A 25,146-nucleotide genomic window follows, 5' to 3' on the forward strand; every position below is an offset into this window, starting at 1 on the left:
GGTGCCGTCTCGGCGATAAGGACAGGCTTAGTCACGCTGGGATCACAGAATGAGTAGCGGATCTCGCATCTTCATGTCGGTTGGATTACGCTCACGACGTTCCGTTTGCTGTGCTTGTCTTCACACTGCTCGGGGAGAATCCGGGGACCGACCACCTCGGGTTGATGAGCGCTCTCGCGTGGCGGAGGCGGCTCGCGGACACCCATGAGATGGATTGGAAACTGAATGAATCTCCGCAGCTCCACCGCGGCTGCCGCCATGGCCATCGGTGCGATGACCATCGGTCTCGGAACCGCGCATGCCGAGCCGGTCGCACCGGCTGATCCCGGCATCACCTACTCCGTCAAGTTGGTGGACAAGACCGTTGTGGCGGCGCTCAAGGGGGGGACCTTCTCGCTGACAGAGGAACCCGGCGCCACCGCCGACGATCCGAAGACCACGGTCGCCAACGTTCGCGACAGCAAGGGCGCCACGCTCGTCTCCTTCCCGCTCAACGTGGACGTCGACGGCAAGCTCGTGCCGGTCAAGGCGGATATGAAGAACGACGACACCGTGCTCGAGGTGACCCCGGAGAAGCCGGCGAATCTCGCGGTGTCCGATAAGCCGGTCGTCGCGAAGCCGGTCCTCGCCAAGGACATCGCATCGCCGGTCGAGAACCAGCGCGCGCAGAACGAATTCGCCAGCAACTTCGGCATCGCGACCGCGGTCGGTGGTTTCATCGGCACCGCGATCGGTGCGGTCGTCGGCTGCATCTTCGGTCTCCCGCTGTTCGGTGTCGGCTGCATCGCCGGTCTGCCGATCGGTGCGGGTATCGGCGGCATCCTGGGCACCATGGTCGTCGGTGGTCCGACGCTGGTCGCCGCTGGCATGGAGCTGCTCAACACCCTGCAGGCGCCGGATGGCACCACGAAGTGGGCCGAGACGCCGGTGGCGGCTGCCTCGAAGCCTACTGCCGCGGCACAGCCCGCGCCGGTTCAGCAGCCGAACTGATTCGACGAACTCAACCGGCCTGTTCTCTATTGAGACCGGGCCGGTTTTGTGTTTTCAGGACTGTCGTTCGCGCAGTTCCAAACTGCCGTTGAAGGTTTCCGCGCCCTTGCGCCGGCCGAACCGGCCGAAGGAGCGTTCGGCCATCTCGAACGAACCGTCCTCGCGTACCAGCAATACCGTGCTCGCCCTGGTCCCGTGTATCGCATTCGCGATGAACCTGGCCGAGAGCGCGCGTTCGCGCTTGCGCGGAACTCCGGTGTGTGGCAACAGATCGTCGGGCGCCTCGGTGCGATCGGCCAGCACCTCGAAGTAGCGCCCCACCGCGCCGGGATCCGATTCGACCACGCCGCGCAGTTCGGTGAGACCGCTGCGCACCTTGGGCCAAATAGGTTGCGGCGCTTCCAGTTCTGCCGCGGGGCCGGGCGCCGCCGAGGTGACGAAGGTGCCGTTGGATATGCCGTGGAAGCCCGGTGCGAGCTCCTGCGGTGCCAGGGCGCTGCGGTTGGAATGCCACCACAGCGATTCGAGGTCGGAGACCAGTACGTTGTATCCGTTGTAGTCATCCGGTGCGGCCGCGACGTCGAGGACGTACTTTTCCGGGCCCGGAGATTCGCCGCTGCCGCGCAGGAAGTCCATCAGTAGCGCGCCACGCGAACGTGCGCCCGCGCGTTCGGCTTTCGGATTGCGCACATTGGTCACCGTCGCGAAACGGTTGCGTCCGTGTGCTTCTCGGGTCAGCCCGAGCCAGGTGCCCGGCGGATCGCCCACGGCCTTGCCGACCGCCCCGAGATCGCGCCCGGCCAGCAGTCCCGGTACCTCGGGCCACCACCGCATCGACTCGGTCGGGCGGGCATAGACCTCATCCCGGTTGGCCGCCAGTATCAGCCGATACTCCGGATGCGCCCGCCAACCGATCAACACCAAACACATGCACTCCAGAATGCCGGAACATGCCGCGGGCCCACATAGCATTTCCGTCCGTTCGGGCGTGCAAGGTCAGTGAATCGCCCGCAATGACAGCAAAAAGGCCGACAGCGTCGCCGCTGTCGGCCTTTTCGAGCCGTCGGCTGGAAACTTTACCCACCCAACGGTTTGTTGTAGCTAGTTGTTGACCTTCAGGCCCGGATTGTCCGAAAGGACCACGCTGACCGGCTGCGCGAACAGCTGGGGCGCGTCGCCGGTGAGTGCGCCGATCAGATTCGGGATCTCGCAGATCGGGAAGTCGGCCACCGACGACGCGCTGGAGATGCCGAGAGCCATCCGGCCGGAGACGATCGCGCCGCCGCTGTCACCCGGCAGGGCGCAGATGTTGGCGGAGAAGGCCTGGGTCAGCTCCCGATCGCCGACCTGCACGGTCTGGTCGATGGCGTTGACGATGCCGCAGCTGAAGCCGGTGCGCGCACCGGACTTGCAGACCGGAGCACCGACCACCGGCACCGCGACGCCCTCGATCGCGACGGGCTGACCGGGCTGGCGCACGAGGTTGTTCGTGAAGCGGTCCCTGGCCTGATCGTTGATCCGGATGATCGAGTAGTCCTGCGCGCCGAGCACCGACTTCTGGAAGGTGCCGAGCTGCGCGCCGGGGCGATCGCCGGCCAATTCGAAGACGCCGGACGCGTTCGCACTGCCCGCTGACGGGATGTCGGGATTGCAGTGGCCCGCGGTGATATTCACGACGTTGCCCGCGCGGTCGGTGCCGTTGAAGCCCAACGAGCAGCGCAGCGACATCCGCCCGGCGACCGAGGCGAAAGCGTCGCCACCGGCCAGCGGGCCGGTCTGCATCGCGCTGGCGACCGGAGTGGCCTGCAGCTGCTCACCGGCGATCGGCGGCGCCATCACGATGACCCGCGACGGATCGATGAAGTTCGGCATCGGCAGACCCGCCTGCTCGACGCGCACCGCGATGCTGTTGTTGACGGGGTCGACCACGACACCGCGCACCAGTGCGGAGACCGCCTCGGGCTGACCCTCCAGCCAGCGTTCGAACGCGCTCTTCTCACCACGCAGCGCCGCCTCGCTCTTGGCGACATTGCGGACCTCGAACCCGGCCGAGGTGGCGGCACCGCGGGCCTCGTCGGCGCCGGGGCCCTGCGCGACCGCCACCACCGCCCTGCCGCCGTCATCGAGCCAGGAACCGGCGAAGGCCTGCGGGAACTGGCGCTGCGCCGTGGTGGCGAAGGCGGCGACCTGCTGCGCCAGATCGGCGCGGCGCAGGTACTCGTCGGGGGAGATCTTCAGATCGCGCGCGACCGCGGCGATCAGGTCCGCGGGCAGGCCGGGCTGGTCCGGTTGTGCGTTCACTACTGCCGCCGTCGGCCCGAACAGCAGAATCGCCGCCGAGGCGGCGATTACTGTTTTTCGGACCCGGGTCTGTCGCGCAGCTGATCGGAACTGACCTATACGTGGCAGGAGCATGCCCATACCTTAAGGTGTCCGGCCGGTTATGCCTACTTATGTCGAGGTGTTGTTCAGCCCACTGCGAAACCGAAGGGCGAGAAGTCGGAAATACGGTGTCCGACAGCCCTCTCACCCGGCGTTCGGCCGGGTCCGCACCTCGATGCCGTTGCCGACGCCGCCGCCCGAGGAGGCATCGATATCGGCCAGGATCGACCGGATCGGAATGCCGAGCGTGGCGGTGCCGCCGTACTGCGCCAGCGCCATATTGGCCTCGTTGCAGTCCGGTGCGTCGGCCGCGTTGGAACCGCTGGTGATACCGAGGGCGAGGGTGCCCGTGACGATCGCGCCGCCACTGTCGCCGCCGAGGGTGCAGGCCGAGCTGGCGAAGCCGCGCACGGTCTTGCTCACGCCCTCGGAGGTGAACAGCTGGGTCTCGACCCGATCCGCCACCACGAAACCACAGGTGAAGGTGGAGGACTGGCCCGATTTGCAGACCGGAGCGCCGGTGACCGGTTCGGCGGTACCGGTGACGGTCAGCGTGGTCCCGTTGGCACCGCGCACCGACGGCTGGTCCATGCCGGCGTGCACCGAACGCTCGTTGAGCTTGATGACGGAGTAGTCGAGCGCGGTCGCGCCGCCGAGCCGGGCGTGCACGAAGTTGCCCAGCTCGATGCTGTTCGGAATGTCCTTGATGTTGGGCAGGTAGACGGCGGCCTGCTGATTGTCCTTCTCGAGGTTCGGATCGCAGTGGCCTGCGCTGATGTTCAGCGCGTTGCCCGCGGCGTCCACACTGTTGAAGCCGAACGAGCAGACATCGACGCCACGCAGCGAGGTGTCCTTCAGCGAGGTCGGCGCGGTGATGTAGGTGTCGCCGCCCATCGGACGACGCTCGACCGGGCCGCCGCTGTTGGGCGAGAGGATGACCTTGACGTTGGCGATCAGGGTCGGCAGGTTCAGCGCGTGGCCGACCGGGGTGTTGGCGACGGTCAGCACCAGTTGGCTGTTGAGGAAGTCGACGGCGACGGAGTTGATCGCCTGGGCGATCCCGTTCGGCAGCGTGTTGATCCACTGATTCAGCTGCATCAGTGAGTTCTCCAGGCTGTTCGCCGAAATCGGGGACAGCTTGGTCTGGTATCCATCGGCCGCGGCGATCTTGGCGGCATCGGCCGAGGTGACCGCGACGACCGGCTTGCCGTCGGTGCCGAGCCAAGCGCCCGCGTAGGTATCGGGACGCTCATTGCGGAAGTCGCGCGCATAGTCGCTGAGCTGCTGGGCCTCGGCCGAACGCGCCAGGTACTCCGCGGGCGTCATCTTCAGATCCCGTGAAATGGCCTGCACCAGTTCGGGCGGCAGATCCTCGGCGCCCAGCTGGGCGGGCACGGTCGGCGCGGCTGAAGCGGAGCCGGTGACGAGTAAGGGTGCCATAAAGACGGTCGCGGCCAATCCGATCGAGGCTGCCTTGACCGCGGCGCTACGCGCCACCAACTTGCGCATGAAGTCCCTTCGTCGGCACGAGTGTGCCAGCTACGTCCGTGGGCCATGGCCTGAATCCGTTGGCGCACAGTCTTCGTCCAGCAACAGACCAGTTTGTCGGCAATTTTTCCGGCAACACCGGTCAGCGGATCACTTTAGGGCACAAACCCGGCTGGGTGTCTACCGAATCAGCCAGGAGGTGGGAACTGGAACGTGTACGGCTGCTGCCACGGCTGTTGTGTCCAGCCGGGGACGGTCCACATGGGTATTCCGGGGCGGGTCGTGGTGGTTCGGCTCGGGCGGGTCGTGGTCGGCGGTGTCGTGGTGGTCGATTCCGTGGTCGGCGGTGTGGTGGTCGGCGGCGCCTCGGTGGTCGTCTCCGGTTCGCTACTGGTGATGACGATGGGCGGTTCGGTCGTCGTGCTCGACTCGGTCGGGAGATCGACCGGCGGCTGCGGCGGGGTCGGGCTCACCGACACCTGGTCGGACTTGGCATCGCGCACCGGCGGCACCGCGGTCGCGCCGGTGTCACGGAACAGCACGGCCACCCCGAATCCGCCGAGCACCAATCCGATGACGACGGCGACCCCGATCAGCAGCGGGGTGGTGCGACCTGGCTTGGCCGGGGCCGCGGGCGGCTTGGGTTCGGCCACCTCGACAGCGGTCGCCGCGATGAGCGGAGCGGCGACCGGAAGCGCCGCCGAGTAGGCCTGCGGCTGGACATCGGGCGCGGGTACCGCCGGAATGATGTCGGTGACCACGGTCGAGTTCTCGGCATCGGTCGGATCCGGCGGCGTCGCACCGGCGGGGGTCGCCAGCACGGCGGCCAGCGCCGCCCGGGCGGCGTCGTAGGCGTAGGACAGCTCCGGTGCGACGGCGTCGCTGCCGGGCAGATCGCCCTCACTGACCAGCAGTACCGAACGTAGGCCCAGGTAGTCGAGGGCGTCACGCAATGAGAGCACGTACTCCGACGGCCACCCGGCCGGATAGGCCGCGTAGAACTCGGCGGCGCCGTTCAGATGTTCGGCGGTCAGATTGATCAGGCAGAACAGTGCCGTCGCGACCAGGTCCTCGGCTCGATAGGCCTCGCCGTCGTCGACGGTGAGGCCGGCCGGATCGCCGACCGCGGCGGCGAAACCGGTGATCGAATGCGTGTGACCGGCCGGTGCCGGACCGCCGAGCACGGTGTCGCCATCGTCGGACATGTGCAGGATCGACTCGCGAACTATGAACTGCGGTTCGCCGCTGTCGGTCACGATGGCCGCTGTGCAGTTGTCCTCGGCGATGCGCAGGCCCACCCCAGTGGCCATCCTCAAATACCTCGCTTCGGCGTCACGGATCGGCCCGCACCTTTTCACACCAGCAGCGAGCCGTGTCCCATGGCGCGGAGCATCGACAATAACTCCGAACGCGAACGGGCACCGATCCGGCGTCGGATACGGGCGACATGATGCTCCACCGTTTTGGCGGAAATATACAGGCGAGCGCCGATCTCCCGATAGGTCAGACCGAGCAGGACGAGTTCGGCGACTTCGCGCTCACGTTCGCTGAGGATGGCCGCGTCCGCCACCGGCTCGGGTGCGGATTTCGGCCCGTCGCCAGCGGACTCGGCGGGTGCGGGCTGGCGGGCCGCGGGCTCCTGCGGCCGGGCGTCCGCGCGGACGATTCTGGCCAGTTTGAGCAGTGCGGTCGCGGTCGCGGAATCGGCGGCCGCGAGTGCGGCCTCACTGGCGAGCCGGGCGGCATCCCAGGTCAGACCGATTTCGCTGAGTCCGGCGACGGCCGCCTGCACCGGTGCCGCGGCGACCTGCCCGCGCAGCACGAGCACCCAGGTGCGGCCCGCGTCGGCGAGGATCGCGGCATGCCGGTCGCCCGCTTCGGCCGCGGCCTTCAGCAGCCGGGCATGCGGCAACAGCTCCGCCGGACTTTCGTGCGCGATCGCGGCCTGCACGCCGTACCAGTGGAACGCATTGGCCCAGGCGGGCGGCTGGTCCAGCCGTCGGAGCAGAGCCAGGGAGGCATCGACCAGCGGGGCGATCCGGCGCTCATCGCGCAGCCGGATGCCGGCGAGCCACAGCTCGCCGATCGGCAGCAGGGTGAGCAGGTCGGCGTCCACATCATCGAAGAACGGATACGCGGCCTGCCAGGCGCGGGTCAGCGCGGCGTGATCGCCGCCGCGGCGGGCCAGCCCGACCGCGACCCCGTGCGCGAGCAGGCGGTCGCGGATATCGAGCGACTCCGGTTGCAGCGCGGCGACGGTGGCCGCGGCGGCCTGTTCGTCACCGCCGAGCATCGCGGCCCATGCGGCGAGCACCTGTAATTGGTGGCAGCGCAGGCCGCTGGTGGTGGCCCGGCGCAACGCCTCACCGGCCCGGCGCGGTTCACCGGTGCTCAGGCACAGCAGGGTCGCGATGGAGGCGGCGGTGCACGGCAGGAACCGATCGGTGCCCGCATCGGCCTGCGCGGCCTGGATGAGCGCGGATACCGCTGCGGCGGTGCCGGTTTCGTGTTCGACGATGGTGCGGGCGAGCGCGGTGGCGATCAAGCGGGCGTGTGCGTTGGCCTCCGTCGGCGGCCACTGCGTCGATGATTCCGACATCGCGGCGGCGGCGCCGACATCACCCGCGAGGTACAGCACGGTCGCGCCGACCGCCCAATCCGCACCGACCCGATGCGCGCCGAGCCAGGAGTACAGCTGGGCGGCGCGGCCGACCAGGCCGCGCCGGGTCAGCACCGCCGCGCAGATGCGCACGGCCGCGGCGAGTTCGGCGCCGGTGACACCGGGGCGGGCCAGCACCGGTTCGGCCAGGCGGATGGCGGTATCGCCGTCGCCGGTGCACGCGGCCGCCTCCGCCCAGCGCAGCGCGATGAGGTCGGGATCGGCGCCGGTGGCCGCCGCGGCGGCGTAGTAGCGGACGGCCTCGCGGCCCGCCTTTTCGGCTGCGGCGCACAGGAATTCGGCAAGTCGCTGATCGCGGACACCGGACTCGGCGAGCAGCAGCGCGGTGTGATCGCGCAGCAGGCCGGCGTCCAGTCGCGCATTGAGCAGTCGACGCTGGACCGCGACGAAACGACGGTCGCCGAGCAGGGTGCGCAGCGGTCCGACGGCCGGTTCGAGCAGCAGATCGGCATCGGTGACCAGGGCGCTGGCCCTGGCTCGATCGATAAGGACCTGGGCCGCAGCGGATTCCACGCCGAGGACCTCGGTGAGTTCGCTGGAATCCAGTCCGGTGCCGGTCGTGGCGACCACCAGGGTCTCCAGCAGGTCCGGCTCGAGGTTGTCCAAAAGGGCACGGGCCCACGCGGTCACGGAATCGTCGACGGCATGGATACCGGCGTCGAGCCGGGCCGAGCAGGCGGCGGTCAATGCGGCGACCACACCGCCGCGGCTGCCCGCGGTCTGCCGGTGGATGTGCTGGGCGACCGGGCGCGGTACCGCCATGCCGAGTTCGCGGGCGAATGGCGCGATATCGGAGACGCCGAGGGCGCGCAGGTCGACCACGCGGCCGCGGCGGGCGACGGTATCGGCGAGTGTGCGCAGGCGTGCGTCGTGCGGGCGCGGCTGGGTCGCGACGATGACCGTGCAGCGGCCGGATTCGATGGTCGCGCAGAGGGATTCGAGATCGGATTCGCTCAGGGTGTGGGCGTTGTCGATGATCAGGGCCGGGCGGGGATCGGTGCGCGGGTGTGCGTCATCGGGGGAGTTGGGTGTCGGACGGTAGCCCGGGTGCGACCCATTGTCGGGGCGAGAGCCTGTCTTGTACCCATTATCGCTCGCGCGGGTTCTGCCGTAGGCGGGCGGTTTGTCGTTGACGTGTGGCACATCGACAGCGCCGGGTGCGTGGCCGGGTCGGGTTTCGTGGCTGCGGTGTGTTCCGTCGGTGTTGTGTGCTCCGATGCCGCGGTCCGTTGTGGCGGTGCGGTGTGGGCCAGCCGTGCTGCCGCCCAGTGTCGCGTGTGCCCCGTCGGATGAATCAACCTGTGCCGCAGAACGTTCGGGCATTGCCGGGTCGTCTCGGAAGGGGACACCATGGGCGCGTAGGCGGGCGCGGATCACCGAGAGGAGGGTGGATTTGCCCGAGCCGGAGCGGCCGCGGATGAGATAGACGATCGGTTGGTGATCGGCGGAGTCCAACTCACGGAAGATCTCTCGTGCGTCGGGCAGCGTCTCGAAGGCGATATCACTCATCATCTGCCTCCGGGGATCTTGGGCAGGACGGATACGACGCCGCCGACGGTGTCTTCTACCGCGTTGCCGAGGGTGTCCACGCCCGGAAGAGATGGCGCGGTCGGAACTTGCGGCTGCGTCGTGGGCTGTGGCTGTGGCGTGGGGGTGTCCGCGGACGGCTGCTGGGCAGGCGTCGGTTGGCTCTGCGTCGGTTGGCTCTGGGTGGGTTGGCCGTTGGCAGGCTGGCCGGCGGCGGTCTGTCCTGGTGTGGGCTGGCTGTTCACCACGGCGACGGTGGTCGCGGCGGGGGAACCCGGCTGTCCCGCACCGGATTTCGGTTGACTCGGGCTGCCGACGGGCGAATCCATCGCGGCCGAGGTCACGGGGCCCGAGGGATTGCCGTCGGTGGTCGCGGCGACGGCCGAGGCGCCCGGTGCGGTCGTTTGATCGGTGCCGGCCGGTTGGTTCGTGGTCGACTGCGCGCCGGTGCCGAGCGCGACCGTGCCGGTAGCGAGCACGCCGAGCACCAGCGCCGCGCCCGCGACGATGGCGGCGCGCTGGCGGCCGGTGAGTTTGCGGCGGGACCGGCCGCTCGTACTCGGCAAGGTCGGGTTGTGCACAACGGTGTCGCGCCCGCCGTTCGTCATCGGGCTGCCGGTCGGGCGGGCGACCCGCTCGGCGCCCCGCGGCACAGTGGGCAGTTCCTCGGTCTTCGCGATGCCCGCCGCGATGGCCGCCACCGGGGTGCGATCCACGGTGGCCGCCAGCAGATCCGCGGCCAGTGCCGCGGCGCCGAGCGCGCTGGTCAGCTGCGGTTCGGGGGCCGCGACCACGGGCAGTCCGAATTCGGTGGAGATCAACTCGGCCACCAGCGGGATCGCGCCGCCGCCACCGGCGAGCAACACCCGGCCGATATCGCCGATATCGAGTCCGGCGCGGTGTACCGCGTCGCGGATCAGCTCGATCGAGGTCAGCAATGGCCCGCGCAGCAGATCCTCGAGTTCGCCGCGCACCAGTCGGATGTTTTCGGCGTGGTGATCGGCCGGGTTCAAACGGACCGGGACGACGGTCGCGGTATTTGTGGAAAGCTCTTCTTTCGCATATCGGCAGCGTTCACGCAATGCCGACAATTCCCGTTCGATCACCGGATCGAACGGATCGAATTCATTTCCCCGCATGGCGTTAGCCAGGACATAGCGCATGGTCAGCAGATCGAATTCCGCGCCGGCGACATCGGTAGAACGCAGTGGTGCGCCGAGTACGGCCGCCTGGTCACCGGTGCGCACCACCGAGACGGTCAGGCCGGATGCGCCGAGGTCGTAGACCACCACCGCGCCGTCGCCGAGCGGGCCGTGTGCGGTCTCGAGCCATCGCATCGTCGCGGTCGGCTCCGGGACAAGCGTCACCTCACGCAGGCGAGCTCGATCCAGTGCGGCCCGCTGGACGTCGACGGTGTGCCGCGACCACCATGCCGGATGGCAGGCGACCGTGGCTCGCGCCGCACCGGGGCCGATCTCGTCGATCAGGCAGGTGACGGCCGTGGCCACGAGATCCGCTGCGGAGTGGGCGGTTCCGTCTTCGGCGAGGATATCGACCGGATCGCCGACCCGCGCCAGAAAGCCCTCGAGTACGACGTCGCTGGAGTGCCGGCCGGTGCGGCGGGCGCTGCTGCCGAATGTGGGCGCCGCGTCCGCCGCGAAGCGCAGCACGCTCGGATGGGTGATGACAGTGCCACCGGAGTGGCCGCTGTCGTAATCGCTGCCGTCCCCCGGGGTCGCCACGGCGACCGAATTCGACGCTCCGACAGTTATGCCGAGCGCCACACGCTCTGTCATTCGAGAACCCCGTTCGAAAACTGTGTGGTCCGGTAGTCGCTGTTGTCTGGTCGAGAAGGCGGAGTAGACCTGCCAGCCGCAACACTTCTGTCGGTTGCTGGGCGTCCGCCGTTACCGAGTCGGGGAAGGTGCGGGGAAATTCCCCTAATGGTTCGCGTACCCCTAACCGAGTCGTGCGGTGCGCAGTAGGGGCGCGCCCCGTTTCGAAGTAACGCCGGACGTACCTAGCGTGAAATGCATTCCAACGACTGCGGACCGCACGGGTCCGCTCATCCAGGAGATGATTTCGATGACACCCAACGCGATTCTGGAGTTCATCCTCAACCTGCTCCGTGACCCTGAGGCCGCGGTGGGTTACTGCGCGAACCCCGGACAGGCGCTGGCAGCTGCCGGTTTGCCCGCGGTCACGCCCGAGGACATCGCCGCCGTCGCCCCCATGGTCGCCGAATCGGCCCTGATCGCGGGCGGTTCGCAGCTGTCGGCGATCGTGGCGGCCGGTGGCGCCGCCGACGCGGGTGCCGCGGCCGCCGCGAGCGCCAATACCGCCGCCGCGGTCGGCGTCGGCGCGGCGGCCGATGCCGGGGTGAACCTCGGCACCGATATCAACCTCGGCGCCGACCTCGGCCTCGATATCGGCACCGGTCTCGATCTGGCCACCGGCCTCAACGGTGCGATCGGTGCGGGCCTGCAGGCGGGCGCCGACCTCGGTGCGGGAGTGGCGACCGGCCTCGGCGGCATCGTCAACGCGGGCGCGGGCCTGACCGCCGGACTCGGCGCCGCCGTCGATGCCGGTGTACAAGCCGTCACCGGCCTGACCGCGGGCCTCGGCGCTGCCCTCGGTGGGTCGGCGCAGGCCGGAGCCGACCTCGGCGCCGGTCTGAGCACGGGCCTGCAAGGCGCGGTGGATGCCGGAACGCAGCTCGTCACCGGCCTGGGCGCGGCAGTCGGCACCGGGCTGGACGCCGCTATCGGCGGGGGGTTGAACGGCACTATCGGTACGGGTGCACAAGCGATTTCAGGTTTGGAGACGAGCCTCGGGGGTGCCCTCGATGCGGGTGGACAGGTCGGAGCCGACCTCGGCGCCGGCCTGAACGGCGTCATCGGCGCGGGTACTGACCTGGGCGCGAGCCTGTCCACCGGCCTCAGCGGAGTCGCCGATGCCGGAGCACAAGCGGCGGCCGGGATCGGCGGTGCGGTGAATGCGGGCGGACAGGTGGGCGCCGGGCTGGGAGCCGGACTCGGCGGCACGGTGGGTGCCGGGACGCAAGCGATCTCGGGCCTGGAGACAGGGTTGTCCAGCGGACTCGGTGGTGTTGTCGATGCCGGTGCCGATCTCGGCGGTGGCCTGTCGACCGGCCTGAATGGTGCCGTCGATGCCGGTGCGCAGGTCGGCTCCGGCCTCGGCGGCGATATCGACGCGGGTGGCGGTCTCTCGACCGGCCTGAATGGTGCGGTCGATGCCGGTGCGCAGGTTGGTTCGGGCCTCGAGGCAGGCCTCGGTGGTGCAATCGACACCGGTCTCTCGACCGCAATCGGTACCACGGCCGACCTGAACACGGAGTTGTCCACAGGTTTGGCGGGTGCGGTGAATGCCGGAACCGAGGCGGGTGCGGATCTGTCCACAGGTGTCGGCGGCACGATCGGCGGCGGCGCACAGACCGGTGCCGATCTCGGTGCGGGCCTGACGACCGGTCTCGGCGGTGCTGTTGATGCCGGTGCGCAAGCTGCCGGTGGCTTGGAAACCGGGCTGTCCACCGGACTCGGTGGTGCTGTCGGCGGTGGCGCGCAGGTGGGGACCGATCTCGGTGCCGATTTGTCTGCGGGTCTCGGCGGTGCTCTCGATGCTGGTGGCGAAGCGGCTGGTGGTCTGGGGACGGGGCTGTCCACGGGGATCGGTGGTGCGCTCGGCGGTGGTGCTCAGGCGGGTGCTGATCTCGGTGCTGGCCTGTCGACCGGTCTCGGCGGTGGTGCGCAGGTGGGGACCGATCTCGGTGGCGATTTGTCTGCGGGTCTTGGCGGTGCTGTTGGTGCCGGTGCGCAGGCTGCTGGTGGTTTGGGGACCGGGCTGTCCAACGGAGTTGGTGGCGCGCTTGGTGGTGGTGCTCAGGCGGGTGCTGACCTTGGTGCGGGCCTGTCGACCGGTCTCGGCGGTGCTGTTGATGCTGGTGCGCAGGCTGCCGGTGGTCTGGGGACCGGGCTGTCGACCGGACTCGGTGGTGCTGTCGGCGGTGGTGCGCAGGTGGGGACCGATCTCGGTGCTGATTTGTCTGCGGGTCTCGGCGGTGCAGTTGATGCTGGTGGCGAAGCGGCTGGTGGTCTGGGGACGGGGCTGTCCACGGGGATCGCTGGTGGTGCTCAGGCTGGTGCCGATTTGGGTGCCGATCTGTCCGCTGGTCTCGGCGGTGCCGTTGATGCTGGTGCGCAGGTGGGGACTGGTCTGGAGGCGGGGGTATCGAACGGGGTCGGTGCGGCTGCGGGAGCTGGGGCCGGTGTGGGTGGCGGGGTGGCCACCGGGTTGAACGGGGTTGTCGATGCGGGGGCGCAGGCGGCGACTGGGATCGAAGGAGCGTTCGGGGCGGGGGCGCAGGCGGGTGGTGAGCTCGGTGGCGGGTTGGCTACTGGTGTCGGTGGTGTGCTGGATGCCGGTGCGGGGCTGGGGACCGGGGTGTCGGGCGGAGCGTCGTCCGCGGTCGGTACCGGTGCTCAGGTGACGACCGGGCTGGAATCGAGTCTGGCCACGGGGGTCGGCGCCGCGCTGGGGGCGGGAGCCGATCTCGGGGGTGGGTTGTCGACCGGTCTGGGTGGTGCTTTCGATGGCTCCACGCAGGTTGGGTCGGATGTCGAGGCAGGGGTCGGTGGCGCTGTCGACGCTGGTGCACATGCCACGACCGGGCTCTCCAGCGCGATCGGCGGAGCCGCCGATCTGGGTGCCGGATTGTCCACCGGCGTGGGCGGTGGTGCACAGGCAGGCGCTGATCTCGGTGCTGGTCTGTCATCCGGTTTGAGTGGTGCGCTCAACAGCGGCGTGCACGCGGGTGGCGGTCTCGGTGCGGGGCTGTCCACAGGTGTGGGTGGTGCTGTTGATGCTGGTGGCCATGCGGTGACCGGCTTGGAGACGGGGCTGTCCACAGGTGTGGGTGGTGCTGTTGATGCTGGTGGCCATGCGGTGACCGGCTTGGAGACGGGGCTGTCCACAGGTGTGGGTGGTGCTGTTGATGCTGGTGGCCATGCGGTGACCGGCTTGGAGACGGGGCTGTCCACAGGTGTGGGTGGTGCTGTTGATGCTGGTGGCCATGCGGTGACCGGCTTGGAGACGGGGCTGTCCACAGGTGTGGGTGGTGCTGTTGATGCCGGTGGCCACGCGGTGACCGGTCTGGAGACGGGGCTGTCCACCGGACTCGGTGCGGCTGCCGGCGCTGGCGGCGGCGTGTCGACGGGGTTGCAGGGCACGGTCGACGCCGGAACGCAGCTCGGTACGGGCCTGGAGACTGGTCTTTCCTCCGGAATCGGCGGCGCGGTCGACGGCGGTGTGCACGCCGGAACCGGTGTGTCGACAGGGCTTTCCACGGGTCTCGACGGGTCCGCGAATGCTGGTCTCGGCGGTGGGCTTTCGTCGAGCGTCGACACCACGGTGCACTCCGGCGGCTCGGTCGGCGGTGCCACGCAGGGGAGCGCGGACGGTGCCGCGGATCTCGGTGGTCACGCGAGTTCGACGCTGACCGGCGGCGCGTCCTCGACCGTCGGGTCCACCGCGAATACCTGGTCGTCGCTTGATGTTTCGAGCGCCTTCGGTTCCGGACTCGACAGTTCGGCCGGTTCGCACCTGGACACCTCGGTCACCGGGCACAGCGATACCGGGTTGTTCTCCGATACGCATGCCGGGACCGATCTGGGCGCACATGCGGGCGGCGATATCGCGGGCGACGCCTTCCTGCACTAACTAGGTAGCCACAGATATCGTTCTGGAGAGAGGTTCGATGGGGACACCGGCGGTCAATGCTCAACCACCTGCGGTACCGCTGCTTTCGGTACTCGGTGAAACCATCGCCGCGGCGCGGGCCGCGGGTCGCAATGATCTGGTCGGTCGCCTGGAAGTGGCGGCCGACCGGGTCCGCGATCCGCGGCGCCGCATCGTGATCGCCGGCCAGCTCGGCCAGGGCAAGAGCTGTTTCGTCAACGCACTATTGAACCTCGAGGTCTGCCCGGTGGGTGACGACGCGACCACCGCCGTCCCGACCCTGCTCGCGCACGGCCCCGAACCGCGCGCGGAACTCGTCCTCGCCGGTCCGAGTGGTAGCGAGGAAGCACGAGTTCCATTGCCGGTCAACGAGATCGGCACCATCACCGCGCGCACGCCGCAGGCACACGGCCGCCGCGTGCTGCGCATCGAGATCCAGCTGCCGAATCCGCTGCTCGCCGACGGTATCGTCCTGGTGGACACCCCCGGCGTCGGCGGGCACGGAAGTTCTTATGCGGCAGGCGTACTCGGCATGGTCGCGACCGCCGACGCGGTCCTGGTCCTGTCCGACGCGTCCACCGAAATCACCGAACCGGAACTGGCCTTCCTCCGCCAGGTCCGCGAGCTGTGCCCGACCACCGCACTGCTGCTCACCAAGACCGACCTGTATCCGCATTGGCGTCAGGTCCATCAGGCCGATCAGGGCCATCTGGCCCGCGCGCGGGTCGAGGTCCCCATCATCCCGGTCTCCGCGCTACTGCGCGGCCACGCGATGCGCCTGCAGGACCAACAGCTCGGCCTCGAATCCGGCTTCGGCCCGCTGTATCAGTTCCTGCGCGATCAGGTAGTGGCCCGCGATCAGGCGGCCACCCGGCTCGCGGTAGCCCACGATATCCAGTCGGCCGCAGAGCATTTGGCGCTAGCACTCGGCAGTGAACTGGTCGCGCTGCGCGATCCCCGCCAGGGCGCGATGGCGGTTCGTGAGCTGCAGTCGGCGAAAACCGCGGCTGAGGACCTGCACCGACGCACCTCGGCCTGGCAGCTGACCCTCTCCGACGGCATCACCGACCTGGCGGGCGATGTCGATCACGATCTGCGCGACCGCCTGCGCGAGATCGCCAGAACCGGCGAGGAGTGGATCGATGGCCACGACCCGGGCCGGCATTGGGACCGGATCACCGAATGGCTCACCGGCGATATCGACACCGCGCTCGGCGACAACCTGCTCTGGACGCATACCCGGGCGGTCGAGCTCGCCGAGCGGGTCGCCGAACACTTCGCCGAACTCGGCGCGGTCGACCTGCCCGATGTCAGCTCCGGCCTGCACACCGAAGGCACCCGAACCGACTCGGGCACCCTCGCCGATCTGGAGCCCGATATCGGCTTCGGCAGCAAGATCCTGGTCGGCATGCGCGGCTCCTATGGTGGCGTGCTGATGGTCGGCCTCGCCACCACCTTCGCCGGACTCGCGATGCTCAATCCGATCTCCATCGGCGCCGGTGTGCTGGTGGGCGGCAAGGCCTTCCGCGATGACAAGCAGGCCAGGCTGGCCCGGCGCCGCAACGAGGCGAAGGTCGCCATCCGGCGCTTCATCGACGATGTGGCCTTCCACGCGGCCAAGGAATCCAAGGATCGGCTGCACCGTATCCATCGCGCGCTGCGCGACCACTACACCGGTATCGCGGAACGCAGCCTGCGATCGATCGACGATTCGCTGCGCGCCACCCAGGAGGCCGCGAATATGGAGGCGGCGCGGCGGGCCGAGCGCTGCGCGGTGCTCGAACGGCAGCTGCGGGTGGTCGCCGAGCTGCGTCGCTATGCGGACGCTATGTAACCGGCCATCGCCGCGCCGAGCGAATGGGACGCCGGTACGGTAACCCCGTGAGAAGAGACGTGACCCGGCACGACGCCCGGCGGGCGCCCGGCATCGTCGCCGAGGCGCATCAGCTGGTCGCCACGGCCAGGCAGGCCTTTCCGCGCGAGCCGCGGCCGCGTGCGCTGCTCGCCGACTGTGCCCGACGCCTGGATCAACCGCTGCGGGTGGCGCTGGCGGGTTCGTTGAAGGCGGGCAAGTCGACCCTGCTCAACTCCCTGGTCGGTCAGGACATCGCGCCGACCGATGCGACTGAGTGCACCCGCGTGGTCACCTGGTACCGCAACGGCTCGACCCCGAGCGTCACGGCATACGCGCCAGATGGCTCGACGGCGAATGTGGTGGTACGCCGCGGCAGTGGCACGCACGGGCTGACCTTCGATCTGGAGCGACTGAACTGGAACGCGCCGGGCCCGCGCGAGGTCGACCATCTCGAGGTCGAGTGGCCCGCCGCCGCACTGGCGAATACCACCATCATCGATACCCCGGGGACGTCGTCGCTGTCGCGGGAGGTGTCGCTGCGCACCGCGCGACTGCTCACGCCCGACGACGACGATCGCGATATGGCGGGAGTGTCGATTCCCGGGGCCGACGCCGTGGTGTATCTGCTACGTAGGCTGGACGAGGCCGACGTTCGTTTCCTCGAACAGGTCGGTGCCGGAGCGGCTGGGGCACAGGGCATTTCGGGTCCGCTGGGGGTGATCGGGGTCGTCTCGCGCGCCGACGAGATCGGGGCAGGCCGGATCGACGCACTGCATTCCGCGCGCGATGTCGCCGTGCGCTTTGCCGGAGAGCTGGAGCGAACCGGGCTGTGCCAGGCCGTGATTCCGGTCGCCGGTCTCCTCGCGTTCGCCGCGGCGACCCTGCGTCAACAGGAATTCGCCGCCTTCGAGGCATTGGCCCAGGTTCCGGTCGATGAACTGAGCGCCGCACTGCTCTCGGCCGATCGCTTCGCGCGCCCCGATATCGTGCTGCCGGTTCCGCCCGAACTCCGTGCCCAACTCGCCGAACGCTTCGGCCTGTTCGGAATCCGCATGGCGGTCACGCTGATCCGGCTCGGGGTGCGCGATTCCGCCACGCTGGCCGCGGAATTGACCAACCGCAGCGGCGTCGACGAACTGCGCTCGGTGCTCGACGTCCAATTCGCCCAGCGCGCCGACCAACTCAAGGCCCACTCGGCACTGACCGCCCTGGCCCGCGTCCTCACCGCGTATCCGGGCACCCCCGCCGACCAGCTGCTACCGCGCGTCCATACGCTGCTCGCCGACGTTCACGGCTTCGCCGAACTCCGTCTACTCGGCCGCCTGCGCACCGATGAATTGCCGCTGCCCGCGGACGATCTCGCCGAACTGCACCGACTGATCGGCGGCTCGGGCGTCGCCCCGCACCTGCGCCTCGGCGTCCCTTTCGACGCGGACCCGCGTATCCAACGCGCACAAGCCATGGCGGCGGTCCGAAAGTGGCGCGCCCGCGCCCGCCACCCACTGGCCGATCAATTCACCACCACCGCCTGCCTCACCGCGGCCCGGAGTGCCGAGGGCACATTGAGCCTGCTGCCGGAGTGATTTCGGTGTACACCATCGATTGATGCGGCGGCGGTTCCGGCTATAGCGGACCGTTGGCATTCGTCGATGCCCTCGAAGAGGCGCAGGCCGCGGCGAGCCTCGTCGAGACCGGAGGCCAGTTGTTCGTAGGAAACGCATGACACATCATTATTCGTGTTGATCTGGCCCTCAGGGGTACGCCTGAAGTACCCAACCAGGGAGAACGCAATGACTCAGCAGAATGTGGTGAACGCATTGTTGGACCGGGCGGGCACCGGGTACGCGGCCGAGGCCGGAATTGCCCTGGCCGATAAACCGGCTCCGCTGTTCCAACTGCTCATGCTCGCCGAATTGCTCAGCACCCGGATCTCCGCCGGTATCGCGGTGGCCGCGGCCAAGGAATTGGTGAGTACCGGATATCGCACCCCGCGCCGGGTCGCCGACGCCGACTGGCAGGAGTTGGTCGACGCCCTCGGCCGGGCGCATTACAAACGCTACGACGAAAGCACGGCTTCGCGCCTGGGTGCCAACGCTTCGCGTGTCCTGGACCGCTACGACGGCGACCTGCGCAAACTGGCCGAGGAAGCGGGTCACGACCCGACCCGCACCGCGCAACTGCTGCAACAGTTCCAGGGCATCGGCCCCACCGGCAGCGATATCTTCTTGCGCGAGGTCCAAGACATATGGACCTGGGCTCGACCACATTTCGACGAACGCGCCCTGCGCGGCGCGGAGCGGGTCGAGCTGCCGACCGACCCGGATCGGCTCGCTGATCTGGCTCCGGAAAATCACACCGCCGAGTTGGCCGCCGCACTGGTCCGCGTCACGTTGGACAACGAGATCGCCGAACAGGTCCGCGCCGCCACCAGCTGACGCTCAGGTGATCTGCACCCGCACCCGCATACCCGCCGCGGCGACCATATTGACCAGCGCATCCAGGCTGAACAGGTGCGTCTTACCGCCCAGGAGATCGGAGATCCGCGGGGCGGTCACGCCTAGGTGCTCGGCGGCCGCCTCCCGACTCCAGCCCTGTGCGGCGATCCGGTCGGTCAGTTCGAATATCAGCTGCGACCGCAGCCGCATGTTCTCGACATCGCGTGTGGTGTCGGTGACCGCGTCCCATACGATGTCGAAGATTTTTTCGGCCATGCTGAGCCCACCTTCTCGAGCGATTCGAGTATCTGTGTGTGCTGCGCGAACGGGTGGCGACGGTGTACAAGTGGAGAGACCGTGCCCATCGTCGCAGCCGGTGATGCCGCACGCAGGGAACCGCGCCGAACCCGCTGATTTCCGGATCTAGCGAAGGAAGGTCGTGAGGCGATGCCGGACCGTGATGAGCAATCGTTCGCCCAGGTCAGACTGGCCGCGGGAGCTCTGTTCGTGCGCGGCGAGGAGGTGCTGCTGGTGCATGTGATCGAAACGGGCTGGTGGGAGATTCCGGGCGGTTTCGTCGAACCCGGCGAATCGCCCGCGGCCGCCTGTCGCCGCGCGATCCGCGCGGAACTCGGCCTGGACCGCCCGCCGGGGCGACTGCTGGTGCACGACTGGGCGCCCGCGCCCGCCGACGGCGAGATGATCCGCTACATCTTCGACTGCGGCGAGCTCGGCGACGGATCCGCCATCGAGCTGCGCAAAAGCGAGCTGGACCGCTGGCAGTGGGTGCGCGTGGACACCATCGACACCCTCGTCCGCCCGCCCCACGCCCGGCGTATCTGGCAAGCCTTCCGCGCTCGTATGGAGGGCCACGCCGTCTATCTCGAACACGGTGAATCCACCCTGGTACAGCAGGGGGCCGCGGCGGCCGTCCCCTCCTGGCTCGACCGTCAGCCCGACCGCGACCGCCATCTCGGCTGAGCTCGACAACCGATTACGGTGTCGTCGCCGCAGCCGAGGGCCAGTTCGCGGCGGCGCGTGCTCGCACCGGTGCTGACCCCGCGGCTGGTGGACCGATTCGGCAATGCCCGAGTGGTTTTCGGCGGTGTGCTGCTGGCGGTACTCGCCTACGCGATGTTCCTGCCGACCGACCTGGACCGAACCTACGCCGCAATGTTCCCGGCGCTGCTGTTGCTCGGCGTGGCCTTCGCGCTGGTCTACGGGCCGCTGACCATCGCGGGCACCGAGGGGATCGCCGAACAGGATCAGGGCCTGGCCAGCGGCCTGCTGTACACCGCCTTCCAATTCGGCTTCGCCCTCGGCGTGTCGGCCGTCACCGCAGTCGACGTCGCGGCGATGACGACCGGAGCTGCCGAAATCGACGCCCTCCGAACCGCATTGATCGTCCCCGTCATCACCGCCGCGTTCGCATCCGTCGTCGCCATATTCGGGCTCCGCCGAACCGCGCCATCCGATCGTGACCTCACCTCCGATGAGCGGTCGAACCCGGCGGTGGTCTCGAAATGACCATCACAACAACAAGATTCGATGACATCCGCGGTGAATTCGACGCCTACGTCGGCGATATCAACTACGCGACGATGGTCACCGTCGGAACGGCGGCGCCCTCGCGAACGAGGGAGCCGCCGTCTGGGTCTTACTGACGCTCCAGCGTCGGGATCACTACTTCGTTCAGGTACTCCGTGATGCCGCGGCCGCCGCGTCGCGCTTCGTGCACGGTGACGTGCTGTGCGGCCGCCTTCTGCTTGAGGGTCGCGCGGGAATCCGGTTCCACCCCGCCGCCGATGATCAGATTGGTGATCTCGCCGGTGTCGAGGGCGTGCAGCGCGTCCGTGTCGGCGACCGCGCCGATGGCGGCAAATCCGTTGGCGCGCAACAACTTGGTCGCGGCGTCCACGACCTCTTGTCCGCGGCCGATAGCAAGTACTTTCATCTCAGACTCCTGTCGGTAGCAATTCCAAAGGATCATCGATTTCATGGTGCTCGAGCCGGGCGTTTCTGGGCAGCGCGAGGAAGCCGAGGCACATCACGGACAGTAGGCCGATCCCGTACCACAGCGTGTATTCGAAGGTGTTGGCGAAATTCACCGCGTTGGCTTGCTCCCCCGCAGCGGTAAGCACCTGTCCCACAGCATAATTGCCCGGATCGGAGAGCTGGCAACTGGCCGGCACCACGGTCGGATCCACCTCCGCCGACCGATCACGCACGCAGGCAAGGAAATTCGCGATGATCTGGTCCTGCGCCGGTTCCGGCAGGCCGATGCTGGTGAGCTCGGTGCGCACCTGCGGCGTCACCGCCTCGACGCCGCGCGCCGAATCATGGTCCAGCTGACCGAAGAACACGACGCCGACCAGCGCGACACCCAGCGCGGTGCCGAGCTGCTGCCCGGTATTGAGCAGGCCCGACGCCGCCCCGGCCGCCCGCGCGGGCACCTGGCCGAGCAGCAGGTCGATGGTCGGCGCGACCACCATGCCGAATCCGATGCCGGTGACGATCAGCGGAATCACCATCTGCCAGGACGCGATCGACGCACCATAATGCGCGGCCAGCCACCCGTACAGTCCGAATCCGGCGGCGTTCACCAGACCACCGGCGACCAATACGATGCGTCCGAAGCGCGGTGCGAGCGCACTCACCGAGACCCCGGCCCCGATGCCCGCGCCGACCGCGAAGAACACCGCGGTGAGCCCGGCCCGCATCGCCGACCAGCCCAGACCCGCCTGCATGAACAGCGTCCACACCAGGAAGAACCCGCCGAGCCCGATCCAGAACAGCAACCAGCTCGCCAGCCCCACCGCGAACGGACGGGACCGGAACAGATCCAGGTCGATCAGCGGGGAACCGACCGTCCGCGCCCGCCGCCGCTCGAAGACGACGAATACCGCGAAGACCACGGCCGCGCCCGCCATCATGACGAAAGTCCATGCGGGCCAGCCCAATCGGCGACCCTCGGTGAGCGGATAGGCCAGCAGCAGCACCGCGGAGATGGCCAGCACCATGCCGATCGGATCGAGCCTGGCCGCTGTGCTGTTTCGAGCGACCGGCAAGCCATCGCTAGCGGTCGTGGAGCGCGAATCCTTCATTACAACGGTGGCCGCGATCAGCGCCGCGATACCGACCGGCACATTGACCAGGAAGATCGGCCGCCAGGCCAGATCGAACAGATCCCACTGCACCAGCAGCCCGCCCAGTGAAAGGCCGACCGCCGAGGCCGAGCCGCCGACGCCGCTGTAGATCGCGATGGCCTTGGCGCGTTCGTCCCGCGGGAAGGTGGTTCGGATGATCGCGAGGATCTGCGGCACCATCAGCGCGGCCATCGCGCCCTGGACGAACCGGGAGGTGATCAGCATGGTCGGATCGGAACTGAATCCGCACGCGGCCGAGGCCAGCGTGAATCCGGTCATGCCGATCAGGAAGATGCGTTTGCGGCCGTAGATGTCACCGAGTCGGCCGCCGGTGATCAGCACCGCGGCGAAGGCCAGCACATAGGCCGCGATGATCCATTCGATCTGCGAGTACTGCGCGCCGAGATCGGTCTGGATGCTCGGCACCGCGACATTGACGATGGTGACGTCGAGCAGATCCATGAATCCGGCGGCCAGCACGACCGCGAAGGCGATCCAGCGGCGTGGGTCGAGGTGTGGTGGGGCTGCTGCGTCGGGGGCGATGTCGGTATCCACGGGAGCTCTCCTCGGTCGGTGGGGGTGTGGCGACACCTCAAACTATGCACATGAAGTGATTATCAATCAAGTGTGCAATCATTAAAAGTGCGTTGATTGGGTATGCTGGGGAGGTGACCGACGATCCGACCTTCGTGCCGCTGTCCGAGCACCCCGCCTTCCTGTTCGGCCAGCTGGGATTTCATGTCAGCTACCGGTTCACCGACCTGCTCGCGCCGCTCGGTATCAGCCCGCGTCACTACGGCACGCTGCGGATATTGAGTGCGAACGACGGCCAATCGCAACAGCAGCTGTGCGAGGCGCAGCGGATTCATCGCAATGTGATGGTCGGGCTGGTCGACGAACTGGAGAAGCGCGGACTCGTCGAGCGCCGCAAACATCCGACCGACCGGCGAGCGCACGCGGTGTATCTACTCCCCGCCGCACATGAGCTGCTCGCGCAGGCCGAGGAGATCGTCTCCGGATTGGACGCGGACGTGACGGCATCGCTCGATCCCGAGGAGCGCGCGACGCTGGTCAAGCTCTTGCAGCGCACCGCGATGGGCAACGGGCTGATCCCGGATATCCATCCCGGCCTGGCCCGGCCGGCGGATAAGTGCTGAGCTCGAGACTCAGATAAGCACGCCGGGATTGAGAATTCCGGCCGGATCCAGCGCGGATTTTGCCGCCCGCAACGCATTCGCGAACGGGTCGGGACGTTGGCGGTCGTACCACGGTCGGTGGTCCCGGCCGACCGCGTGATGGTGGGTGATGGTCCCGCCTGCGGCCGAGAGTGCCTCGGAGACAGCGGCTTTGATGTCATCCCATTGCGCGAGCGTGCTGCCCCAGCGGCCCGCGGCGTAGATGCCGAAATATGGTGCCGGACCGTCCGGATACACGTGGGTGAAGCGGCAGGTCACCACGCCGGTGGCGCCGACCGACCGGATGGCCGTGTTCGCGGCCTCGGTCACCGATGCTTTCAGATTGTCGAATTTGTCCCAGGTGCAGGCGGTTTCGAAGGTTTCGGTGATCATCGATCGGGCCGCCAGGGCGTCGCGCTGGTAGGGCATTCGCAGAAATGACGATCGCCAGGTGTCGGCCGCGCCCGAACCCGGTTGGTGCATGGTCGATTCGGTGTAGCGCGCGGGCTCGGGAAGGGTGCCGCCGTGGTCGGCGACCAACTCCAGCGCGCGTTCCATCCAGGTGCGCGTCGGGTGATCGGCGGATTCGAATCCGAGTACCAGTACGCCGCCGCTCGTCGCGGCACCGGCATTGAGAAATGCCTCGGCCGGATCGAGGAGTCGGCAATTGCTCGGGTGCAGACCGGACTGTGCGATGGCCCTGGTAGCGGCCACCGCCTTCGCGTAATCGTCGAAGTGCGCGGAAGCCGTTGCGCGCCAACGTGGCCGGTCCTGCAGGCGCATCCACGCCTCGGTGATGATGCCGAGTATCCCCTCGGATCCGAGGAACATCCGGTCCGGCGACGGCCCCGCTCCGGATCCGGGCAGCCGCCGCGATTCGCTTGTGCCCGTCGGCGTCACCACCCGCATCGACTCGACCAGGTCATCGATATGGGTGTACAGCGTCGCGAAATGCCCACCGGCCCTGGTGGCCAGCCATCCGCCGAGCGTCGAGAACTCGAACGACTGCGGAAAATGCCGCAGTGTCAGGTCCGCGCCGCGCAGCTGATCCGCCAAGGCCGGACCGAACACTCCGGCCTGTATTCGTGCCGCCCGGCTGGTCCGATCGATCTCGAGTACGCGATCGAGAGCGCCGAGGTCCAGGCTGATCGCCCCCGCGAATTCGCTTGCCGCCGATCGCGGCTCCACCCCGCCGACCACGGAAGTTCCACCGCCGAACGGGATTACCGCGATATTCGCCCCAGCGGCCCAGTCGAGGACGTCCACGATATCGTCTTCGCCGCGCGGCCGAACGACCAGATCCGGCGCACTGCGCACATCACCGAGCAGATTGCGCACCACATCGCGAAACGCCTGACCGTGTGCGTGCGCCGCCCGATTGGCCGGATCCGCCGACACCAGTTCGGCGAGCGAATCCGGTGCGGTCACCCGCGGTTCGGGCAGCCCGAGCGATTCGACCGATGGCGGTTCGTGTGGCGTGAGATCCACCCCCCGGAGCATCGCCGCGACCCGCGCCGTCAGCGCTTCCAGCTCCGCGCCGACGACCGCATCCTCGACATTGCCCCAGCCCCACCACGACCGCGTCTTCGTCGACACACCCACTCCTCTCAGCGGATCGATCGGCCGCACCGCCGCTCGCCATCCTGACGAGTGTCAGACCGGGAGTTCGAAGATTTCGTCCGATCCTATAGAGGAGATCGATACGCGGGGGTGG

General features: G+C 68.4%; 18 protein-coding genes. 8 read left to right on the forward strand and 10 right to left on the reverse strand.

What is annotated here, in order from left to right:
* The first annotated feature begins 225 nt into the window (after positions 1–225).
* Positions 226–990, forward strand: a complete 765-nt coding sequence (locus OG874_RS37725) for a hypothetical protein (protein ID WP_330251814.1) — start codon at positions 226–228, stop codon at positions 988–990.
* Between the two features lie 54 nt (positions 991–1,044).
* On the opposite strand, the gene OG874_RS37730 is transcribed toward OG874_RS37725, so the two are convergent.
* From OG874_RS37730 to OG874_RS37755, 6 genes are all read right to left on the reverse strand, one after another.
* Complete coding sequence (locus tag OG874_RS37730; RefSeq protein WP_330251815.1) at positions 1,045–1,920, reverse strand: NRDE family protein; 876 nt, start codon at positions 1,918–1,920, stop codon at positions 1,045–1,047.
* 171 nt (positions 1,921–2,091) lie between these two features.
* Complete coding sequence (locus OG874_RS37735) at positions 2,092–3,291, reverse strand: S1 family peptidase (protein WP_442943193.1); 1,200 nt, start codon at positions 3,289–3,291, stop codon at positions 2,092–2,094.
* 225 nt (positions 3,292–3,516) lie between these two features.
* Positions 3,517–4,881, reverse strand: coding sequence for a S1 family peptidase (locus OG874_RS37740; RefSeq protein WP_330251817.1), 1,365 nt, complete (start codon positions 4,879–4,881; stop codon positions 3,517–3,519).
* 167 nt (positions 4,882–5,048) lie between these two features.
* Positions 5,049–6,170 carry a hypothetical protein gene (locus OG874_RS37745; protein WP_330251818.1) on the reverse strand — a complete coding sequence of 374 codons (1,122 nt, stop codon included), beginning with the start codon at positions 6,168–6,170 and terminating at the stop codon, positions 5,049–5,051.
* A gap of 44 nt (positions 6,171–6,214) precedes the next feature.
* Entirely contained in the window at positions 6,215–9,049 is a 2,835-nt protein-coding gene (locus OG874_RS37750) for a LuxR C-terminal-related transcriptional regulator (protein ID WP_330251819.1), read from the reverse strand.
* Entirely contained in the window at positions 9,049–10,863 is a 1,815-nt protein-coding gene (locus OG874_RS37755) for an Hsp70 family protein (protein ID WP_330251820.1), read from the reverse strand. The genes OG874_RS37750 and OG874_RS37755 overlap by 1 nt, the downstream gene beginning before the upstream one ends.
* 289 nt (positions 10,864–11,152) lie before the next feature.
* On the opposite strand from OG874_RS37755, the gene OG874_RS37760 reads away from it, so the two are divergent.
* From OG874_RS37760 to OG874_RS37775, 4 genes are all read left to right on the forward strand, one after another.
* Positions 11,153–14,803: an IniB N-terminal domain-containing protein gene (locus tag OG874_RS37760; RefSeq protein ID WP_330251821.1), complete on the forward strand. Its 3,651-nt coding sequence runs from the start codon at positions 11,153–11,155 to the stop codon at positions 14,801–14,803.
* A 37-nt stretch (positions 14,804–14,840) separates the two neighbouring features.
* Positions 14,841–16,655, forward strand: a complete 1,815-nt coding sequence (locus OG874_RS37765) for a dynamin family protein (protein ID WP_330251822.1) — start codon at positions 14,841–14,843, stop codon at positions 16,653–16,655.
* 47 nt (positions 16,656–16,702) lie between these two features.
* Positions 16,703–18,259 carry a dynamin family protein gene (locus OG874_RS37770; RefSeq protein ID WP_330251823.1) on the forward strand — a complete coding sequence of 519 codons (1,557 nt, stop codon included), beginning with the start codon at positions 16,703–16,705 and terminating at the stop codon, positions 18,257–18,259.
* A gap of 207 nt (positions 18,260–18,466) precedes the next feature.
* A complete protein-coding gene (locus tag OG874_RS37775; RefSeq protein ID WP_330251824.1) occupies positions 18,467–19,111 on the forward strand; it encodes an endonuclease in 645 nt (214 codons plus the stop codon).
* A 3-nt stretch (positions 19,112–19,114) separates the two neighbouring features.
* Here the strand turns inward: OG874_RS37775 and OG874_RS37780 are convergent, their stop codons facing one another.
* Positions 19,115–19,387: a helix-turn-helix domain-containing protein gene (locus tag OG874_RS37780; RefSeq protein ID WP_330251825.1), complete on the reverse strand. Its 273-nt coding sequence runs from the start codon at positions 19,385–19,387 to the stop codon at positions 19,115–19,117.
* A gap of 171 nt (positions 19,388–19,558) precedes the next feature.
* Here OG874_RS37780 and OG874_RS37785 point away from each other — a divergent pair, with 171 nt between their 5' ends.
* Together OG874_RS37785 and OG874_RS37790 are read left to right on the forward strand one after the other, a co-directional pair.
* Positions 19,559–20,092: an NUDIX hydrolase gene (locus OG874_RS37785; protein ID WP_330251826.1), complete on the forward strand. Its 534-nt coding sequence runs from the start codon at positions 19,559–19,561 to the stop codon at positions 20,090–20,092.
* A gap of 18 nt (positions 20,093–20,110) precedes the next feature.
* Complete coding sequence (locus OG874_RS37790) at positions 20,111–20,638, forward strand: MFS transporter (RefSeq protein ID WP_330251827.1); 528 nt, start codon at positions 20,111–20,113, stop codon at positions 20,636–20,638.
* A gap of 130 nt (positions 20,639–20,768) precedes the next feature.
* On the opposite strand, the gene OG874_RS37795 is transcribed toward OG874_RS37790, so the two are convergent.
* Complete coding sequence (locus OG874_RS37795; protein ID WP_330251828.1) at positions 20,769–21,065, reverse strand: hypothetical protein; 297 nt, start codon at positions 21,063–21,065, stop codon at positions 20,769–20,771.
* 1 nt (position 21,066) lies between these two features.
* Positions 21,067–22,812 (reverse strand): MFS transporter, encoded by a 1,746-nt coding sequence (locus OG874_RS37800; protein ID WP_330251829.1) that lies wholly within the window; start codon positions 22,810–22,812, stop codon positions 21,067–21,069.
* Positions 22,813–22,925: 113 nt separating this feature from the next.
* Between OG874_RS37800 and OG874_RS37805 the strand changes: the two genes are divergently transcribed.
* On the forward strand, positions 22,926–23,414 hold the full coding sequence (locus tag OG874_RS37805; protein WP_330251830.1) for a MarR family winged helix-turn-helix transcriptional regulator: 489 nt from the start codon (positions 22,926–22,928) through the stop codon (positions 23,412–23,414).
* A gap of 9 nt (positions 23,415–23,423) precedes the next feature.
* Here OG874_RS37805 and OG874_RS37810 read toward each other — a convergent pair whose 3' ends face one another.
* Positions 23,424–25,028 carry an FAD-binding oxidoreductase gene (locus OG874_RS37810; protein WP_330251831.1) on the reverse strand — a complete coding sequence of 535 codons (1,605 nt, stop codon included), beginning with the start codon at positions 25,026–25,028 and terminating at the stop codon, positions 23,424–23,426.
* Positions 25,029–25,146 lie beyond the last annotated feature (118 nt).

The organism is Nocardia sp. NBC_00565 (assembly GCF_036345915.1).
In the GTDB taxonomy this organism is placed as follows: Bacteria; Actinomycetota; Actinomycetes; order Mycobacteriales; family Mycobacteriaceae; genus Nocardia.

Excerpts from the sequence above, each read along its gene's own strand:
- OG874_RS37730 (WP_330251815.1), bottom strand. The coding sequence starts at position 1,920 with ATGTGTTTGGTGTTGATCGGTTGGCGGGCGCATCCGGAGTATCGGCTG.
- OG874_RS37740 (WP_330251817.1), bottom strand. The coding sequence starts at position 4,881 with ATGCGCAAGTTGGTGGCGCGTAGCGCCGCGGTCAAGGCAGCCTCGATC.
- OG874_RS37745 (WP_330251818.1), bottom strand. The coding sequence starts at position 6,170 with ATGGCCACTGGGGTGGGCCTGCGCATCGCCGAGGACAACTGCACAGCG.
- OG874_RS37765 (WP_330251822.1), top strand. The coding sequence starts at position 14,841 with ATGGGGACACCGGCGGTCAATGCTCAACCACCTGCGGTACCGCTGCTT.
- OG874_RS37785 (WP_330251826.1), top strand. The coding sequence starts at position 19,559 with ATGCCGGACCGTGATGAGCAATCGTTCGCCCAGGTCAGACTGGCCGCG.
- OG874_RS37795 (WP_330251828.1), bottom strand. The coding sequence starts at position 21,065 with ATGAAAGTACTTGCTATCGGCCGCGGACAAGAGGTCGTGGACGCCGCG.
- OG874_RS37755 (WP_330251820.1), bottom strand. The coding sequence starts at position 10,863 with ATGACAGAGCGTGTGGCGCTCGGCATAACTGTCGGAGCGTCGAATTCG.
- OG874_RS37750 (WP_330251819.1), bottom strand. The coding sequence starts at position 9,049 with ATGAGTGATATCGCCTTCGAGACGCTGCCCGACGCACGAGAGATCTTC.
- OG874_RS37725 (WP_330251814.1), top strand. The coding sequence starts at position 226 with ATGAATCTCCGCAGCTCCACCGCGGCTGCCGCCATGGCCATCGGTGCG.
- OG874_RS37780 (WP_330251825.1), bottom strand. The coding sequence starts at position 19,387 with ATGGCCGAAAAAATCTTCGACATCGTATGGGACGCGGTCACCGACACC.
- OG874_RS37760 (WP_330251821.1), top strand. The coding sequence starts at position 11,153 with ATGACACCCAACGCGATTCTGGAGTTCATCCTCAACCTGCTCCGTGAC.
- OG874_RS37775 (WP_330251824.1), top strand. The coding sequence starts at position 18,467 with ATGACTCAGCAGAATGTGGTGAACGCATTGTTGGACCGGGCGGGCACC.